17 protein-coding genes are annotated in these 18,268 nt (G+C 62.8%); 9 read left to right on the top strand and 8 right to left on the bottom strand.

The genetic code is table 11. From position 1 onward, the window contains the following. Nucleotides 1–5 precede the first annotated feature (5 nt). From ftsA to AC6GQJ_RS00140, 6 genes are all read left to right on the top strand, one after another. Nucleotides 6–1,340 carry a cell division protein FtsA gene (gene ftsA / locus AC6GQJ_RS00115; protein ID WP_500770546.1) on the top strand — a complete coding sequence of 445 codons (1,335 nt, stop codon included), beginning with the start codon at nt 6–8 and terminating at the stop codon, nt 1,338–1,340. Between the two features lie 174 nt (nt 1,341–1,514). Further along, nucleotides 1,515–3,146, top strand: a complete 1,632-nt coding sequence (ftsZ, locus tag AC6GQJ_RS00120; protein ID WP_500770548.1) for a cell division protein FtsZ — start codon at nt 1,515–1,517, stop codon at nt 3,144–3,146. 198 nt (nt 3,147–3,344) lie between these two features. Beyond that, entirely contained in the window at nt 3,345–4,268 is a 924-nt protein-coding gene (gene lpxC / locus AC6GQJ_RS00125) for a UDP-3-O-acyl-N-acetylglucosamine deacetylase (protein ID WP_500770550.1), read from the top strand. A gap of 97 nt (nt 4,269–4,365) precedes the next feature. Continuing rightward, entirely contained in the window at nt 4,366–5,232 is an 867-nt protein-coding gene (locus AC6GQJ_RS00130; RefSeq protein ID WP_500770552.1) for an outer membrane protein assembly factor BamD, read from the top strand. Nucleotides 5,233–5,271: 39 nt separating this feature from the next. Next, nucleotides 5,272–6,921, top strand: coding sequence for a DNA repair protein RecN (gene recN, locus AC6GQJ_RS00135; protein WP_500770554.1), 1,650 nt, complete (start codon nt 5,272–5,274; stop codon nt 6,919–6,921). A gap of 122 nt (nt 6,922–7,043) precedes the next feature. Then, on the top strand, nt 7,044–8,732 hold the full coding sequence (locus tag AC6GQJ_RS00140; RefSeq protein ID WP_500770556.1) for a chloride channel protein: 1,689 nt from the start codon (nt 7,044–7,046) through the stop codon (nt 8,730–8,732). A gap of 57 nt (nt 8,733–8,789) precedes the next feature. Here the strand turns inward: AC6GQJ_RS00140 and AC6GQJ_RS00145 are convergent, their stop codons facing one another. From AC6GQJ_RS00145 to cobS, 5 genes are all read right to left on the bottom strand, one after another. Further along, nucleotides 8,790–9,134: a DUF427 domain-containing protein gene (locus AC6GQJ_RS00145; protein WP_500770558.1), complete on the bottom strand. Its 345-nt coding sequence runs from the start codon at nt 9,132–9,134 to the stop codon at nt 8,790–8,792. Nucleotides 9,135–9,205: 71 nt separating this feature from the next. Further along, a complete protein-coding gene (locus AC6GQJ_RS00150; protein WP_500770560.1) occupies nt 9,206–10,996 on the bottom strand; it encodes an aminopeptidase P family protein in 1,791 nt (596 codons plus the stop codon). A gap of 49 nt (nt 10,997–11,045) precedes the next feature. Further along, complete coding sequence (gene cobT / locus AC6GQJ_RS00155; RefSeq protein ID WP_500770562.1) at nt 11,046–12,923, bottom strand: cobaltochelatase subunit CobT; 1,878 nt, start codon at nt 12,921–12,923, stop codon at nt 11,046–11,048. A gap of 3 nt (nt 12,924–12,926) precedes the next feature. Beyond that, complete coding sequence (locus tag AC6GQJ_RS00160) at nt 12,927–13,310, bottom strand: hypothetical protein (RefSeq protein WP_500770564.1); 384 nt, start codon at nt 13,308–13,310, stop codon at nt 12,927–12,929. Next, nucleotides 13,307–14,293, bottom strand: a complete 987-nt coding sequence (cobS, locus tag AC6GQJ_RS00165) for a cobaltochelatase subunit CobS (RefSeq protein WP_500770566.1) — start codon at nt 14,291–14,293, stop codon at nt 13,307–13,309. Before cobS ends, AC6GQJ_RS00160 begins: the two co-directional genes overlap by 4 nt. Nucleotides 14,294–14,486: 193 nt before the next feature. On the opposite strand from cobS, the gene AC6GQJ_RS00170 reads away from it, so the two are divergent. Next, nucleotides 14,487–14,942 carry a hypothetical protein gene (locus AC6GQJ_RS00170; RefSeq protein WP_500770568.1) on the top strand — a complete coding sequence of 152 codons (456 nt, stop codon included), beginning with the start codon at nt 14,487–14,489 and terminating at the stop codon, nt 14,940–14,942. Here the strand turns inward: AC6GQJ_RS00170 and AC6GQJ_RS00175 are convergent. Next, the gene (locus tag AC6GQJ_RS00175) at nt 14,935–15,561 is read right to left on the bottom strand and encodes a J domain-containing protein (protein ID WP_500770570.1); all 627 of its coding nucleotides are present in this window, start codon (nt 15,559–15,561) and stop codon (nt 14,935–14,937) included. The genes AC6GQJ_RS00170 and AC6GQJ_RS00175 overlap by 8 nt on opposite strands. A gap of 74 nt (nt 15,562–15,635) precedes the next feature. On the opposite strand from AC6GQJ_RS00175, the gene AC6GQJ_RS00180 reads away from it, so the two are divergent. Continuing rightward, complete coding sequence (locus AC6GQJ_RS00180; protein ID WP_500770572.1) at nt 15,636–15,893, top strand: BolA family protein; 258 nt, start codon at nt 15,636–15,638, stop codon at nt 15,891–15,893. A gap of 8 nt (nt 15,894–15,901) precedes the next feature. Here AC6GQJ_RS00180 and AC6GQJ_RS00185 read toward each other — a convergent pair whose 3' ends face one another. Together AC6GQJ_RS00185 and AC6GQJ_RS00190 are read right to left on the bottom strand one after the other, a co-directional pair. Then, a complete protein-coding gene (locus AC6GQJ_RS00185) occupies nt 15,902–16,402 on the bottom strand; it encodes a DUF4177 domain-containing protein (RefSeq protein WP_500770574.1) in 501 nt (166 codons plus the stop codon). A gap of 78 nt (nt 16,403–16,480) precedes the next feature. Continuing rightward, nucleotides 16,481–16,963 (bottom strand): thioesterase family protein, encoded by a 483-nt coding sequence (locus AC6GQJ_RS00190; RefSeq protein WP_500770576.1) that lies wholly within the window; start codon nt 16,961–16,963, stop codon nt 16,481–16,483. 126 nt (nt 16,964–17,089) lie between these two features. On the opposite strand from AC6GQJ_RS00190, the gene AC6GQJ_RS00195 reads away from it, so the two are divergent. Continuing rightward, nucleotides 17,090–18,268: a class I SAM-dependent methyltransferase gene (locus AC6GQJ_RS00195; protein WP_500770578.1), complete on the top strand. Its 1,179-nt coding sequence runs from the start codon at nt 17,090–17,092 to the stop codon at nt 18,266–18,268.

An 18,268-nucleotide genomic window follows, 5' to 3' on the forward strand; every position in this document is an offset into this window, starting at 1 on the left:
ACGCCATGACGGATCTTTATCAAAATCAACGGGCGATGCGGAACATGCGCCGGATTGCGATGCAGCGCGGTGTGGTGGCTATCCTTGATGTGGGCAGCTCGAAAATCGCCTGCCTTGTGTTGCGCTTTGACGGCACCAGCAAGCTGGGCGAAGAGGGCGAGATCGGATCGCTGGCCGGTCAGTCGGGCTTCCGTGTCATTGGCGCAGCAACCACGCGGTCGCGCGGTGTGCGCTTTGGCGAAATCTGCGCCATGCAGGAAACCGAGCGTGCGATCCGCACCGCCCTGCAAGCGGCCCAGAAGATGGCCGGTATCCGCGTCGATCACGTGATCGCCTGTTTCGCAGGGGCCGAGCCGCGCAGCTATGGGCTGGACGCAAAGGTCGATCTGCAAGGGCAAGTGGTCAGCGAACAGGATGTGGCACAGGTGCTGGCGCGCTGCGATGTGCCCGACTACGGCGAGGGGCGCGAGGTTCTGCACGCCCAGCCGGTGAACTTTGCGCTGGATCACCGTTCGGGCCTGTCGGACCCGCGCGGGCAGCTTGGCAACGAACTGGCGGTGGACATGCACATGCTGACGGTCGATGCCGCTGCCGTGCAGCACTTGGCCCATTGTATCAAACGCTGTGACCTTGAACTGGCGGGCATTGCATCGTCGGCCTATGTGTCGGGCATTGCGGCCCTTGTGGAAGACGAACAGGAACTGGGCGCGGCCTGCATTGATCTGGGCGGCGGCACCACGGGCGTGTCGATCTTTATCAAGAAACACATGATCTATGCCGATGCGGTGCGCATGGGCGGCGATCACGTCACTTCGGACATTTCGCTGGGCCTTCAGGTGCCGACGGCCAATGCCGAACGGATCAAAACGTTTTATGGCGGCGTACACGCCACCGGCATGGATGACCGCGAGATGATCGAGATCGGCGGCGATACGGGCGATTATGAACATGACCGCCGCACCGCCAGCCGCGCCGAACTGATCGGCATCATGCGCCCGCGGGTCGAGGAAATCCTCGAGGAAGTCCGCGCCCGCCTTGATGCCGCAGGCTTTGACCACCTGCCGAGCCAGCAGATCGTTCTGACCGGCGGCGGCAGCCAGATTCCGGGCCTTGACGGGCTGGCCAGCAAGATTTTAGGCCAGCAGGTACGCCTTGGACGCCCCTTGCGTGTGCATGGCCTGCCACAAGCCGCCACAGGCCCCGGATTTGCCAGCGCGGTCGGTCTGGCGCTGTTTGCGGCCCATCCGCAGGATGAATGGTGGGACTTTGACATTCCCAGCGACAGCAGCTCTTCACGGTCCCTGCGGCGCGCCGTAAAATGGTTTAGGGACAACTGGTGACAGCTAGATTTAGACCAACAGCAGATATGCAGTAAGAATTAGCGATTTTTTGCCCATATTTTGCGGCATTTTTGCGTTTTATGAGTGACCTCTGGGCTGTTCGGGGGTAAGATCAAGGCGATTTAGGCACAAAAACACCCGCGAATGCGGCAAACAGACAGGCGGAGCTGACCCATGACACTGAACCTTTCGATGCCCGGAAATGACGAGTTGAAACCGCGGATCACCGTCTTTGGTGTCGGCGGGGCAGGTGGCAACGCCGTCAACAATATGATTGAAAAAGAACTTGATGGCGTCGATTTCGTCGTCGCCAACACGGACGCACAGGCGCTGCAACAATCCGCCGCCGAGAACCGCGTCCAGTTGGGCATCAAGGTGACCGAAGGCCTTGGCGCCGGTGCCCGCGCCAGCGTTGGTGCCGCCGCTGCCGAAGAATCGATTGAACAGATCGTTGACCATCTCGCCGGTTCGCACATGTGCTTTATCACTGCCGGTATGGGCGGTGGCACAGGGACTGGTGCCGCGCCGATCATCGCGCAAGCGGCCCGCGAACTGGGCGTTTTGACCGTCGGTGTTGTGACCAAGCCCTTCCAGTTCGAAGGTGCCAAGCGGATGAAGCAGGCCGAAGACGGTGTCGAGGCCCTGCAAAAAATGGTCGATACACTGATCATTATCCCCAACCAGAACCTGTTCCGTCTGGCCAACGAAAAAACCACCTTCACCGAGGCGTTTTCGATGGCGGACGACGTGCTGTATCAGGGCGTCAAAGGTGTGACAGACCTGATGGTCCGTCCCGGCCTGATCAACCTCGACTTTGCGGACGTGCGCGCCGTGATGGACGAGATGGGCAAAGCCATGATGGGCACAGGCGAGGCAGAAGGCGAAGATCGCGCCATCCAAGCCGCCGAAAAAGCCATTGCCAACCCGCTGCTGGACGAAATCAGCCTGCGTGGTGCCAAGGGCGTGCTGATTAACATCACTGGCAGCCACGACCTGACCCTGTTCGAACTGGACGAAGCCGCCAACCGCATCCGCGAAGAGGTGGACCCAGACGCGAACATCATCGTCGGTTCGACCCTCGATACCGCGATGGAAGGCATGATGCGCGTCAGCGTTGTCGCCACCGGCATCGACGCGGTGGACGTGCAGACAGAAATCCCTGTGCCGCGCCGTTCGATGGCCGCACCACTGCCAACCGCATTTGACCAGCCCGAAGCAGAGCGCGCGCCCGAGCGCAAGCCAGAGCCTGCCCCCGTTGCAGCCGCCGCAGAAGAGCCCACCCTGTTCGAAGAACTGGACGTGAATCGCGCCGCTGCCGAGGATATGGCCGAGGACATCTTTGCCGAAGACGATCAGGCACAGGACGACGATCTGCCTCCACCCGCCTACCAGCCGCAGGTGGCCGCGTTCGAACCCACGCCAGAGCCGGAAACTTTTGTCGCGCCACGTGCCCCTGCACCTGGCACGCCATCGCCCGAAGCACTGGCACGTCTGCGCGCCGCAACCGCCAAAGCTGCACCAAACCGTGGCCAGCAGCAAGCACCCCGCGCCGAGGACCAGCACCGCCGCGCGGAAGAGCAGCAAGGGCAGGGCGGCGAGAAGCCCCGCTTTGGCATCAACTCGTTGATCAACCGCATGACCGGCACCGCCGAAGGTGGCCAGCAGGCCGAGCGTCCCGCGCGTCAGCAACCGCCCGTGCAAAGCCGTGGTGCGGCCCCCGCACCGGCGCAACGCCCTGCCGAAGCGGTGGATCCCGATCAGGAACGGATTGAAATTCCGGCCTTCCTGCGTCGCCAAGCGAACTAATTCAGGTCACGAACTAAATTAGAGGGTCGCCATTGGGCGGCCCTTTTTCTTTGCGTATTCAACGGGTTGAAATGTCGTGCGCGCCGCAGCGCTCAAATGTTACGCCCATGTTTCAGACCGTTACAAAGATTGAGTTGAGTGTTCAGACCCCGCACCCTAGCTGTTTACCTGTCATAAAAGCGTTACGGGATGGACCCAGTGCAAGCGACAGTAAAATCACCAGTTACCTTTATCGGGCGGGGTCTTCACTCCGGCAAACCCGCACGTCTGACCATTCGTCCCGCGATGGCAGAGCACGGTATCTGGTTCTCTCGGACCGACATCGAGTCCGGCGACCGGATGATTCCGGCGCGCTATGATGTTGTGCACCAATCGCCCCTTTGCACCACCCTCGTGAACGAGGCAGGCGTCAGCGTCGGCACCGTTGAGCATGTCATGGCGGCACTGTCCGGTTGTGGCGTTCACAACGCGCTGATCGAAATCGACGGCCCCGAAGTGCCGATCCTTGACGGTTCTGCTGTGCCTTTCGTGCGTGGCATCATGCAGCGCGGCTTGCGCCGTTTGCCTGCCCGTGTGCGCGCCATCGAAGTTCTGAAAACCGTGACTGTGTCCAACGGCGACGCGCGGGCAACCATCGCCCCGTCGCCCGTACTGCGTATCGACTTCCAGATTGATTTCGACGACGCCGCCATCGGTCACCAGTTCAAATCGCTGAACATGTCCAACGGCAGCTTTGCCCGCGAACTTAGCGACAGCCGCACGTTCTGCCGCAAGGGCGACGTTGAAAAGATGCAAGCCAGCGGGCTGGCCCTTGGCGGTACCGCAGGTGAAAACGCCGTCGTCTTCGACGGTGATCGCGTCGCAAGCCCCGGCGGTTTGCGCCACGCGGACGAACCTGTGCGCCACAAAATGCTCGACGCGCTTGGCGACCTCGCACTGGCCGGTGCGCCCCTTGTGGGCCACTATACAGGCGTGCGGGCCGGGCACACGTTGACCAACCAATTGCTGCGCGAATTGTTCGCCACACCGGGTGCGACACGCATGGTGACATGTGATGCAGACATGGCCGCACTGCTTCCTGGTGCGGGTCTTGTCTGGGACGAGATTCCCCAAGTTGCCTAAGGTCGGTAAAATCGCCGTTTCAACCTTTGCAAGCTTTGTGCTAGAGACAGGCAAACAGCCCGGAACTGGGCGGTGCTGAGCGTCTCTTGGGGGTAGCATGATCCGCAGAACATCCATTTTGCGACTAACGTCTGTCTTGGCACTAACAGCCGCGCTTGCGGCATGTGGTGGCAGCGGGCGCCCGACAACGGGCGGCTTTTTCAACCAGCAAGAAGTGCCGCTGGAAGAATTCACAGCGCAACAGATTTTCGAGCGTGGCGAATACGAGCTTGAGAACAACGATCTGACCGAGGCGGCGTTCTACTTCTCGGAGATCGAACGCCTGTATCCCTATTCTGACTGGGCGCGGCGCGCGTTGATCATGCAGGCCTTCGCCTATCACCGTGATCGCGACTATCCGAACTCGCGTTCGTCGGCACAGCGGTTCATCGACTTCTACCCAGCGGACGAAGATGCGGCTTATGCGCAATACCTCCTCGCGCTCAGCTATTATGACCAGATCGACGAGATCGGGCGCGATCAGGGGCTGACCTTTCAGGCGCTGCAATCGCTGCGCGAAGTGATCGAACGCTATCCCGACAGCGAATATGCCAAATCGTCGATCCTGAAATTCGACCTCGCCTTTGACCACCTCGCGGCCAAAGAGATGGAGATCGGGCGCTATTACCTGCGTCGTGACAATTTCTCGGCGGCGATCAACCGTTTCCGTGTGGTGGTCGAGGATTTCCAGACCACCAGCCACACCCCCGAGGCGCTGCACCGCCTGGTCGAGGCCTATCTGTCCCTTGGCCTCACGGACGAGGCGCAGACTGCCGGTGCGATCCTTGGCTATAACTACCAGTCCACCGAATGGTATCAGGACAGCTACAAGCTGCTGACCGGTCGGGGCCTTGAGATGCGGTCGCGCGGCGACAACTGGCTGGCCAAAATCTATCGCCAGATGATCAAGGGCCGGTGGCTGTAAACAGTGGCGGGCTAATCCCCGCCCTACGGGCTGATAGAGATGCTGCGCGGGCTTGATATCTCGGACATGTTGATCATCGACCGGCTGGAGCTTGAGTTCCAGCCCGGTCTGAACGTGCTGACCGGTGAGACGGGCGCGGGGAAATCCATTTTGCTGGATGCGCTCGGCTTTGTTCTGGGCTGGCGCGGGCGGGCCGAACTGGTGCGCCAAGGGGCCGCGCAGGGTGAGGTCACGGCCACTTTCGATCTGTCCGAGGGCCATCCGGCTATCGCCATTCTGGAAGAAGCGGGATTGCCCGTCGCGGACGAGCTGATCCTGCGCCGTGTGAACACTGCCGACGGGCGCAAGACCGCTTGGGTCAACGACCGGCGCTGTTCGGGCGAGGTGCTGCGCGCGCTGAGTGATACGTTGATCGAACTGCATGGACAGCATGATGATCGCGGGTTGCTGAACCCACGAGGCCACCGCGCCATTCTGGATGAATTCGCCCGCACCGACAGCGCCCGTGCCGCCACCCGTACTGCGTGGCGCGCATGGGGGCAGGCGCGCAAGGCGCTTTCGGATGCGCAGGCCGCGATGGACGCGATCCGCGCCGAGGAAGAGTTCCTGCGCCATGCTGTCGCCGAATGTGACGCGCTCGACCCCCAAGCGGGGGAAGAGGCGGCACTGGACGCCCGTCGCCGCCAGATGCAGGCCGCAGAGCGTATCCGCGAGGACGTGCAGCGCGCCCATCAGATATTGGGCCATGACGGGGCTGAAGGCGCCTTGGGCGATGCGATCCGCTGGCTGGATGGCGTCGCGGAAAACGCCGACGGCCAGTTGGACGGACCCTTGGCCGCATTGGGCCGTGCCCTCGTCGAACTGGACGAAGCCAGCGACGGGATCGTGCGCGCGCTTGAGGCGATGGAATTCGACGCCTCGGACCTTGAACATACCGAAGAGCGGCTGTTCGCCATCCGCGCCTTGGCCCGCAAACACGGGATCGCGGCAGATGCCTTGCCCGCCTTTGCCGATGACCTGCGCACCAAACTGGCGGCATTGGATGCAGGCGACGCCGATCTGAGCCGCCTTGAGGGAGAAGTGGCCGCCGCCCGCGCGGCCTATGACGCGGCTGCTGACAAGCTGCACGCAGCGCGCAGCAAAGCGGCCAAGTTGCTCGACAAGGCGGTGATGGCGGAGCTTGCCCCGCTCAAGATGGAACGTGCGGTGTTCACCACGCAGATCACCGAGGACGAGGCAGGTCCCGACGGGCGCGACGCGGTCGCGTTCTCTGTCGCCACCAACCCCGGTGCACCTGCGGGACCACTGAACAAGATCGCCTCGGGCGGTGAACTCAGCCGCTTTTTGCTGGCGCTCAAAGTGTGCCTCACCCGCGAACAGTCGGGGCTGACCATTATCTTTGACGAAATCGACCGTGGGGTCGGGGGCGCAACGGCGGATGCGGTCGGGCGCAGGCTGGCGCAACTGGCCAGTGGCGCGCAGGTGCTGGTCGTCACACACTCGCCACAGGTGGCCGCCCTTGGCGCGCATCACTGGCGTGTTGAAAAACGTGTGGCCAAGGGCATGACCACATCAACCGTGGTGCCATTGGCGCAGGATGACCGCGTGGACGAGATCGCGCGCATGGTCTCGGGCGACACGATCACCGATCAGGCGCGCGCGGCGGCACGGGCGTTGTTGGCAGGCTAGGGCGACATTTGCGCCGCGCTGCAACGCGCTTTGGAAAATCGCCGGTCTTTGGGGTTTCGGGGCGTCGGCAATTGGCCTAGACCCAACGTCAACACTTGCAAATTGCGACGCGCATCCCAGCCATGGCCACTCCGCCCCGCCCCTTTGTCACGCAGCAGATTGATCTGGCGCTGAACGCGTGCCGTGACGGGTGGATATTGCTGCGCAAACGTGGGCCAAGCCAGATTCAGTTCTGGTTTATCGCCCTTGCCATCGGGATCGCCGCAGGCTTTGCCGCGTTGTTTTTCCGCAAGGGGATCGAGGCGACGCAGGCGTGGCTTTATGGCACGGATGACGTGCAATACCTGCACAGCTTTGCCTCGTCCCTGCCGTGGTATCTGATCCTTGTGATCCCCATCGTGGGCGGCCTGTTCACGGGCCTTATCCTGCACAAATTCACCGATGACGGCACCGTGCGCAGCGTTGCGGACGTGATCGAAGGTGCTGCGCTGCGCGACGGGCAGGTGAGCAGGCGGGCAGGCATGGCCTCGGCTGTGGCGAGCTTTATCACCCTGTCCTCCGGCGGCTCTACGGGGCGCGAGGGGCCTGTGGTGCACATGGCGGCGGTAATCTCGTCCAAGGTCTGCCGCTGGATCAGTGCGGATGGCATCACGGGGCGCGACCTGCTGGGCTGTGCCGTGGCGGCGGCAGTCTCGGCCAGCTTTAACGCGCCGATTGCGGGAGCGTTGTTCGCGCTCGAAGTCGTGCTGCGCCACTTTGCGGTGCATGCTTTTGCGCCGATTGTCATCGCTTCGGTCGCGGGTACGGTTATCAACCGTCTGGAATTCGGCGGCGTGACCGAATTCATGTCGCCCGACACCAACGAGTTGATCTTCTACCAAGAGCTTCCGGCATTCCTGTTGCTGGGCCTTGTCTGCGGTCTGGTGGCGGTGGTGCTCATGCGCTCGATCTTCTGGGCGGATGATGTGGGGACGCTGTTCCAGACGCGCACCGGCATACCACGCTGGCTGCGCCCGCCCATTGCTGGGGCACTGCTGGGCGGGCTGGCGATATTCTATCCCCACATCATTGGCGTCGGGTACGAAACTACGTCGCTGGCGCTGACCGGACAACTGGCACTGAACGAAGTGGTGGTGTTCATCGTCCTGAAAACGGCGGCGGTGGCGATCACCATGGCCGGTCGCATGGGCGGCGGGGTGTTTTCGCCCTCGCTGATGATCGGGGCGATGACCGGCCTGTTCTTTGGCCTGATCGCCACCAGCGTGTTTCCGGATGTATCGGGGTCTGTGTCGCTTTATGCGCTGGCGGGCATGGGGGCGGTGGCGGCGGCAGTGCTGGGCGCGCCGATTTCCACCACGCTGATCGTGTTCGAATTGACAGGCGACTGGCAGACGGGTTTGGCCGTGATGGTGGCGGTGTCGATCTCGACCGCGCTGTCATCGCGGCTGGTCGACCGCAGCTTCTTCTTGACCCAGTTGGAGCGTAAGGGCGTGCACCTTGCCGCAGGGCCGCAGGCCTATCTGCTGGCGATGTTCAGGGTCAGTTCGGTCATGCGCCCGATGGATGACGCGCGCGCGGCGGAAGAGGCGCAATGCTGGGACATGATTGCCGATGCGATCTACGTGGATGCGTCGGCCACGCTCGAAGTGGCCTTGCCCGTATTCGACCGCACCATGGTGCCGTTCATCCCCGTGGTCACGCTGACAGGCAAGGATGCCGCGCCCGAGTTGAAAGGCGCGTTGTTCCATGTGGATGCGTTGAAGGCCTATAACCGCGCCCTTGCCGCCACCGCAGCGGAAGAGCACAGCTAGCGCGGTCGGGCGGCTCTGTTTGCGGCGCAAAAGCGCCCGCCCGCCGACCCGTTTGTCTTAGATATGTTCGACCGCGACGCCGTCGCCGGTATAGAACGCAAGGTGGTCCTTGATCCGCTCAGTGCCTTCTTTCGGGGCCTCATAGCTCCAGACCACGTTGTCGAGCGTTTGGGACTTGGTCACCACCGAATAATAGCTCGCCTCGCCCTTGTGCGGGCAGTGGGTCGTCTTGTCGGTCTTGTCGAGAAAGGCGACTGCAATGTCTTCGCGGGGGAAGTAGATGACGGGGGGATAATCGCCCTCGACCAGTTCCAGCGCATTCTGGCTTTCGCCCAGCACCGCGCCGCCTGCACGCACAGTCCAAGTGCCTTCTGCTTTGCGGATCGTAATGTATTCGGACATATGAAAGCCTCCCTATGACTGCGCTGCATCGAGTGATGAACGCGAGATGTAACAGATGGACGACAGCGCCGCTAGAGTGGTTGGCACGCTGCCGTTAACCACGTGCGCGCGGGGCCTGAGACCCGAGGCCCGATCTGTTCCAGCACCTGTGCGTGATAGGCGTCAAGCCAGTCGCGCGACGGCTGGTCCAGCAACTCGGGCAGGATCAGGCGGCGGTCGATGGGCGCGAAGGTCAACGTGCGCCAGCACAGCATGTCGCGATGCGCGTCCCCCGTTGCAGGCGCCTTGGCCTGTTGCACGACCAGCAGGTTTTCGAGGCGGATGCCGAACGCCCCCTCGCGGTAATATCCCGGCTCGTTCGACAGGATCATACCGGTCTCAAGTGGTACGGTGCTGGCGCGGCTAAGGCGTTGCGGCCCTTCATGCACGGAAAGATACGCGCCAACCCCGTGGCCCAGACCATGGTCGAAATCCTGATGGGCGTACCACAAGGGCGCACGGCCAATCGCCTCGATATCGCGGCCCGCCAGCCCCTTGGGCCAGATCAGGCGCGACATGGCGATCATGCCCGCCAGCACGCGGGTAAAGGCGGCGCAGGCCTCTTGCGGGGGCGGGCCGATGGGGATGGTGCGGGTGATGTCGGTGGTGCCGTCCAGATACTGCCCGCCACTGTCCAGCACGATCAGATGCCCGTCCTCAAGCACGCTGTCGGTGTCCTCGGTCACGCGGTAGTGCATGATCGCACCGTTCGGGCCGGTGCCTGCGATGGTTTCGAAACTGATGTCCTGCAGCGCGTTGTCGCGTCGGCGGTAGGTTTCCAACTGGCGCACCACGTCGCTTTCGCGCAAGGCGCCCGCCTCTTGCCCGTCAAGCCACGCCAGCAGTTCGACAACCGCCGCCCCGTCGCGCAGATGCGCCTCGGCGCTGCCTTCGATCTCGGCCTTGTTCTTGCAGGCTTTGGGTAGGGCGCAAGGGTCAGCGCCCCATTGCACACGCGCGCCCAAGCGGTCGGCAACAATGACGGGGACCGAGGATTTCTCGACCCGCACAGGCCCCTCTAATGCGTCGAGCGCGTCCAGAAAGCCGTCAGGCGCGTGGCAGGTCACGTCGGTGCCCAGATGGTCGCGCACCTCGTCCAGCTTTGCGCTGTCCATGAACAGATCGACGGCGCCAGACCCGTGCAGCACGGCAAAGCCCTGCGCCACCGGATTGCGCGGAATGTCAGCGCCACGGATGTTCAGCAACCAGCACAGTGAATCGGGCAGGGTGATCACGGCCGATGCCGCGCCGCCCTTCGTCAGATCTTCTGCCAGCCGCGCACGTTTGCTGGCGTGGCTTTCACCGGCAAAGGCGATCGGGTGCACTTTGGCCGGTTCGGCGGCGGGGGCGGGTTGGTCATCCCAGATCCGGTCCACCAGATTGTCGCTTTGCACCAGTTCGATGCCGCGCCCCTCCAGCGCCGCCTCGGCCTGTTCGATCTGCGCTGTAGTGTGCAGCCACGGATCAAACCCGACGCGCCCGCCCTCTGGCAATTGCTGGATCAGCCAGTCGGCCAACGATACTTCGGGCCATGGCACGGGGGTATAGACATCCGCCACCTGCGCCTTCACCTGCGTGCGATAGCGCCCGTCGATGAACACGCCTGCCACATCGCTCAGCACCGCACAGAAACCCGCCGATCCGGTAAAGCCTGTCAGCCATGCAAGCCGCTCGTCACGGGCCGAGACATATTCCCCCTGATGGGCGTCCGCACGCGGCACCAGAAACCCGTCCAGCCCGACCGCGCGCATCACTTTGCGCAAGGCAGCCAGCCGTGGTGGCCCCTGCTCGGGACGGGCTGTGACCTCAAAACTCTGAAACATCCCCGTACCCCTTCTCTGTTCTAAAAAAATCCCCCCCGGAGGGCCGCTGTCAGCTGGCGCGCTTGATGCCCATGACGCGCGCCCGTGCACGGGGATCGCTGTCAAACAGCGCGGCCAGTTGTTCGGTCATCGCACCGGCCAGCTGTTCCACATCCGTGATCGTCACCGCGCGGTCGTAATAGCGGGTCACGTCATGGCCGATCCCGATGGCAAGCAACTCGACCGCGCGCTTGCGCTCGACCATGGCGATCACGTCGCGCAGGTGCTTTTCAAGATAGTTGGCCGGATTGACCGACAGCGTACTGTCATCCACCGGCGCGCCGTCGGAAATCACCATCAGGATTTTACGCGCCTCGGGACGGCCCGCCATGCGACGGTGCGCCCATTCCAGCGCCTCACCGTCGATGTTTTCCTTTAGCAGACCCTCTTTCATCATCAGGCCCAGATTGGCCCGCGCCCGACGCCACGGGGCATCGGCGGATTTGTAGATGATGTGGCGCAGATCATTCAGACGTCCCGGCTGGGCGGGGCGGCCATCGTTCAGCCAAGCCTCGCGGGCCAGCCCGCCTTTCCACGCGCGGGTGGTAAAGCCGAGGATTTCGACCTTCACATTGCAGCGTTCCAGCGTGCGGGCCAGAACGTCTGCACAGATCGCGGCAATGGAGATCGGACGGCCCCGCATGGAGCCGGAATTGTCGAGCAGCAGCGTCACACAGGTGTCGCGGAATTCGGTGTCCTTCTCGACCTTGAACGACAGGGGCGTGGTCGGGTTCGCCACCACGCGGGCAAGGCGTCCGGCGTCCAGCGTGCCTTCCTCGAGGTCGAATTCCCAACTGCGGTTCTGCTGGGCCTGCAGGCGGCGCTGCAGCTTGTTCGCCAGACGGCTCACGGCCCCTTTCAGCGGCTCGAGCTGCTGGTCCAGATAGGCGCGCAGACGCTCCAACTCGACAGGCTCGGCCAGATCCTCGGCGCGGATTTCCTCGTCATGCTCGCTTAGATACACTTCGTAATTCGGATCGGCTTCCGACACGGGCTGCGGGGCAGGGGGTTCAAGCGGGGCCTCGCCATCGGGCATCTCTGCCTCTTCGCCCATTTCCTGATCGGCCATGTCATCCATGGAGACCTGCGCCTGCGACGCGTCCTGCTGTTCTTCCTGAGAGGACTCGGGGCTTGCGTCCTCTTCCTCTTCGTTCTGGTCGTCCTGACCTGTGCTGTCGGGATCCTGTTCTTCTTCGGCGCCTTCCTCGGCCTCGTCTTCCTGATCCTCGTCAAGCTGGTCAGGGTCGTCGCCCAACTGGTCGCCATAGCCAAGGTCCGAGATCACCTGCCGCGCAAAGCGGGCAAAGGCGGACTGGTCATCCAGAATTTTATCAAGGTTCTCAAGCGTGCCGCCGGCCTGATCCTCGATAAAGCCGCGCCACAGGTCCATCGCGTTCTGTGCCCCTGCGGGCAGGTCGCGGCCCGTGGCCAGATGGCGCACAAGGTATCCCGCAGCAGCGGCCAAAGGCACATCGCTGGCCTGTTTTACCTGCTCGTAGCCGCGGCGCATCGCGTCATGGGCGATCTTGGCGTCGATGTTGCCCGCAGTGCCAGGCATGTCGCGCGCGCCCATCGCCTCGCAACGCGCGGTTTCCATCGCCTCGTAAAGGTCGCGGGCCATCTCGCCTTGCGGGGAATAGCGCGCATGGGTCTGCCCGTTGTGATAGCGGCGGTGCAGGGCGAGCGCATCGGCGGTGCCACGCGCCAGCATCACTTCGTCACGGGTCATGCGGCGGCTCACTTGCGGCAAGCGCATGGAGTCGCCCGACGTGCCGGATGGATCGACCGAATAGCTGACGTTCAATTCGGGGTCATTGGCCATGACCTTGGTCGCTTCGGCCAGCGCCTTTTTGAACGGATCGGCGGGGTTGTCGTTAGGTTTGCTCATGTCTCAACCGTCCTCCAATATGCCCGCCGCGACAAGGTCATTGCGCAATGCGTCACATTTCAATGTCGCCTCGACCTGCGCATCCCACAGGGGGCCTTCCATCGGACCGCCCGCTGCCGTCAGTGCGGCGGCACGGGCTTTCCATGCGCGCCTGCCGTCCTTGCGGGCGGAAGTTGCCGCCGCCGGATCATTGATGACCCGCAGGATTGCGGCGTATTGCGCGGCATTCGCGTCTGTGACGACGCCCATATCCGCATAGTCCGACGCCGCGTCGATATAGGCATCAGCCTGACCGATACATCCGGCAAAGTGCAAGGCTTGCATGCCGGTGTCCGCAAAAGCAGGCATCGCGCTAGAGGCGAGCACAGCCGTTGCGAGACGCATCATCCCAAGCTCACGCTGGCCGCGCTTTCGGGCAGTTCCTCGTCAAACAGACGCTGGTAGAACTCGGCCACGGTCTGGCGCTCAAGCTCGTCACATTTGTTCAGGAAGGACAGGCGGAACGCATAGCCGACATTGCGGAAAATCTCGGCGTTCTGGGCCCATGCGATCACGGTACGCGGCGACATCACGGTGGACAGGTCGCCGTTCATGAACGCGGTGCGCGTCAGGTCGGCAACAGTCACCATCTGCTTGACCGTCTTGCGGCCCTCGGCGGTGTTGTAATGCGGGTTCTTGGACAGAACGATGGCGGTTTCGGCATCAATGCTCAGGTAGTTGAGCGTGGCCACCAGCGACCAGCGGTCCATCTGGCCTTGGTTGATCTGTTGCGTGCCGTGGTAAAGGCCCGTGGTGTCACCCAGACCAACCGTGTTGGCCGTCGCGAAGATGCGGAAATAGGGGTGGGGTTCGATCACGGTGTTCTGGTCCAGCAAGGTCAGCTTGCCGTCCACTTCCAGCACACGCTGGATCACGAACATCACGTCGGCACGGCCCGCGTCGTATTCGTCGAACACGATGGCGCAGGGGTTGCGCAGCGCCCATGGCAGGATGCCTTCCTGAAAATCGGTGACCTGTTTGCCGTCTTTCAGCTTGATCGCATCTTTACCGATCAGGTCGATACGGCTGATGTGGCTGTCAAGGTTCACACGGACCGTGGGCCAGTTCAGGCGCGCGGCGACCTGTTCGATATGGGTCGATTTGCCTGTCCCGTGATAGCCCTGGACCATCACACGACGGTTATGGCCGAACCCTGCAAGGATCGCCAACGTGGTGTCGGGATCGAACTTATAGGTGGGGTCAAGCTCCGGTACACGGTCACTGCCTTCGGCGAACCCTTTGACCACCATGTCGGTATCAATGCCAAAGACCTCGCGCACAGAGATATCTTGGTCCGGTTTTGCATTGATATCCATCGCGCCGTCAGCCATCTCGCCCATCCCTTCAAAAGCTAAAACGCGCCCTTCAGGGGCGCGGTCATCGTCGTGCAACATAACGCGGACAAGGGCAAGGGGAAGGGGCAACCGTAAGGCAAAAATGCACGGACCCTGCACAAGCACTATGCCACCGCCTGCACATGGTTTTGCAGCAAAGGGGCGGAACAGAACCGAAAGGACGATCCCGATGACATTCCTGCCCCTAACGACCCGCCTGCACATTGCCGCCCTGATGGCCATCACCGGCGGGGCCGTGGGGCAGGCGCTGGTGCTGTGGCCGGGGTCGATGGGGCGTTTCCTGCCGACATTGGCCGAGATGACGGTGATGGCCGCATTAGGCGGCGGGATGGCCGGTTTGGTGCTGGCCGATCTGTGCGGACGGCGCGGGGTCTGGGGGGCGGTGTGCGGCGCGCTGGCGTGGCTGATTGCCTCTGCCTTGGGCAGCGTGGCGGGCGCGGGCCTGTTCGGCCTGATCCGTCAGGGCGGCGTTCAGGCGGGCGGCGAGGCCGCGCCGCTGGGGATGATGGCACTGATGGACGGGCTGACAACCAGCCCTGTGGTGATGGCGATTTGGCTGGGGGCGGGGCTGCTGATGCACTGCGCGGCGCGCATGGCCCGCAGCCCCCTGTCCGCCCTTACTTGAAGCTGCGGCTGTCCTTGATCTGGTCCCATGCCCAGACAACTTCTTGCAACTGTTCTTCCTGACTGCGGTCGCCGCCGTTCATGTCGGGGTGCAGCACCTTGATCAGCGCCTTGTAGGCTTTGCGGATCTCGGCCTTGGTCGCATCCGCCGTGGTTTCGAGAATCTCGATCGCGCGTTTCTCGGTGGGGGGCAGCTTGCGTGCAGCGGCGTTGCCACCACGGCCAGGGTTCTGGGTCGCGTTCTTGCCCAGCACCTGATGCGGATCCTCGATGCCAAGACGCGCCCATGCGCGGGCCTCTGGATCGCCCAGTGGCTTGGTGGTGCGTTCCCAGACCTTGTCCTTGGTCTGCTGGGCATTGATCTCGGCCTCGGTGGTGCCGTCAAAGAAATTCCATTTCAGGTTATATTCCCGCACATGCTGCTGGCAAAACCAGAAGTAATCATCCAGCACGTCGGGCGCTTTTGGCGCGCGGAACTTGCCCGCCTCGTCGCAGCCCTCGTGATCGCAGATGCGGGTCGAGGTCTCGGACGCGCCGGACATACCGCGACGGCCACGCGGATTCTTCTTTTTTGCCGATGAAACGGACATATCAAAACCAAATGGGTCAGACTTGCGCATGGGATGGTCCTTTTCGACTCAGGCGGCACAGTTTAGGATATGGGGACGAGGATTGAAGGGGGTCGAAGAAAAAAATGTCGGTACGCCAGAAAATAGAAGATGCACTGCGCGGAGCCTTCGATCCACGCGAGATAGTGGTTGTGGACGATAGTGCAAGCCATGCTGGCCATGCAGGTGCGCCCGCTGCCGGTGAAAGCCACTTTAACGTGATGATGCGCAGCCCTGTTTTCGAAGGGAAAAACCGCCTTGCCCGCCACCGCGCCGTACATGGCGCACTGGGGCCTGAGCTGATTGGTCGCATCCACGCACTGGCGCTTGACCTCGACGTCTAGGCGCGGGGTTAGTCCGCTGTTTCGCCGTCACTTTTCTGCATGGCGCGGCGTTTCAGCGACGCGGTGACATCAGACATGTCATCAGTGTCCTCGACACCATTGTCCGGCACCTCTTCCGCGTCGTCGTTTTCATACGGTTCTTCAACGCTTTGTGCGTCATTGTGCATGTCAGCGCTGTCTTCGTCTTCGGCGGCGGCGTCCTGCGGTGCCTCGGCCCCGATGGGTGCGTCAACGGGGGCTGGCAGCAGTTCGGGTTCAAACGCCTCCAGATCCGATGTCGTGGCGCGGCGGAACACCAGAAGGTTGCGCCATTCCGTCGTACTGCCCGTCAGGCCCGAACGTTCGACCGAAGGAAGCGTTTCGGCGCGCTGGTATTCCCAGCCGTCGCGGGCCATTTCGTTCATCAACAGCTCGATCGCATTGGCAAAACGCCCTTGCGGACCTTTGATGCCCTGACCTTTGACGCCCTTTGTGGGGGCGGGTACGACTTTATATTCCCAACCAGACATACGATCCCTTTCGCACGGTGTTGGCGCCGTATAGCGGCCCGCGCGCGCAGTGAAAAGCCTGCGTGACGGGCCGCAGGCCTAGCTGCGCCGACGAATGCCGATCTGTGCGCCGATCCGGTCGGGGCGGGGCAGTTGCGCGTGCCGCTCTGCCACTCGCGCCACCTTGTCGAGCACGTCCTGCGGCATGGGCGCGACACGGGGGCCGGACTGGTCCACATGCAAGGTCAGCGCCTCGCCCGTGGCGGCCAGCCAGCCGTCCTGATGCCAGATTTCCTGATAGGAGTGGAAGCGTTTGGCGTCATAATCGACCAGTTGGAACGTCACCGTCACGGGGTCGTTCACATGCAACTCGCGCACATAGGCAAGGTGGAATTCCGCCACATAAGTCGTGTTGCCCGTCGCCTTGTGATAGTCCGGCCCGAACCCCAGTTCCTCGTAAATCTCGTCCGCGCCCTGATCGAACAATACGTTGTAGTATGCCATGTTCAGATGGCCGTTATAGTCGATCCACTCGGGTTTCACGGTCATGACAGAAGATCGGAACGGGGCGGGTTGTGTCACGGAGTCGGCCTTTTATCGCTGAAAATCTGCGGTTTAGTCTAGGCTGGCGCACATGCCCTTGGCCAGCGCCATTGCACAGCCTATGGGCCGTGGTACAGTTTTGCGCACCGCGAGGATATTTGCGACATGAGCGATCACGACGTCGAGGCCCAGTACGAGGCTTATCCCTATCCCGAACGCAAACCCACGGACGAGCGCAAGCGCCTTGTCACCGGCTCGCCCTCCTTACCGGTCGAGATGGATCATTGGCTGTGGGGCGGGGCGCGGGACTGGTCCCAGCCGCTGCGCGTATTGGTGGCGGGGGGCGGCACGGGCGATGCGCTGATCCAGTTGGCACAGTTGCTGACGGATGCGGGGCGGCCCTATGAGATTACCTATCTCGACATGTCGCAGGCGGCGCGGCGCATCGCGGAAAAACGCGCGCAGGTGCGCAAACTGGCAGGTATCACCTTTGTCACCGGATCGTTGCTGGAGGCGGACGCCTACGGCCCCTTCGACTATATCGACTGCTGTGGCGTGCTGCACCATCTGGCAGACCCGCAGGCCGGATTTGACGCGCTGGCGCGTGCGTTGGCCCCGCAGGGCGGCATCGGCCTCATGGTCTATGCGCCGCACGGGCGCGCGGGTGTCTATCCGCTGCAATCGGCATTTAACGCGCTGTTGCAGGGGCTTGCGCCGGAAAAGCGGCTGAAACAGGCCAAGGCGATCTATCGCGCCTTGCCAGAGGCGCACCCGTTCAAACGCAACACCCGCGTGGTGGATCATGAAAACGGCGATGCGGGGTTTTACGATCTGCTGCTGCACGGACGCGACCGTCCGTTCACGATCACCGAGGTGATGGCAGCCCTGTCCGCCGCCGGTCTGGACTATGCGGGCTGTCCCGAGCCGATGCTCTATGATCCGGTGCCGCTAACCGGTGCGCTGGCGGACGGTATGGACCGCGTCGCGGCCATGCAACTGGCCGAAGATCTGCGCGGCACGTTCAAGACCCACGTGGTCTATGCCCGCGCTGTAGGAGAGGTGCAGGCTCCACCCTTCGGCCAGCCGGACGCGGTGCCCCATCTGCGCGGTGCTTCGGCGGCAGATGTGGCGACGCTGGTGGCCAGCACGGGCAAGATCACCATCGACACCGCCGGAGAGGCATTCACCTTCGACGCCCCGCCCGAGGCCGCCCCGCTGATCGCGCAGATCGACGGACGACGCACACTGGCCCAGATCGGCGCGGCAGAGTCAGAGGTATGGGGGAAGGTCGAAGTGGCGCTGTGCGCGTCCGGCATGATGCACTATTCGCGGTTGCTGGTGTAG

The organism is Tateyamaria sp. 7Alg 36 (assembly GCF_059882455.1).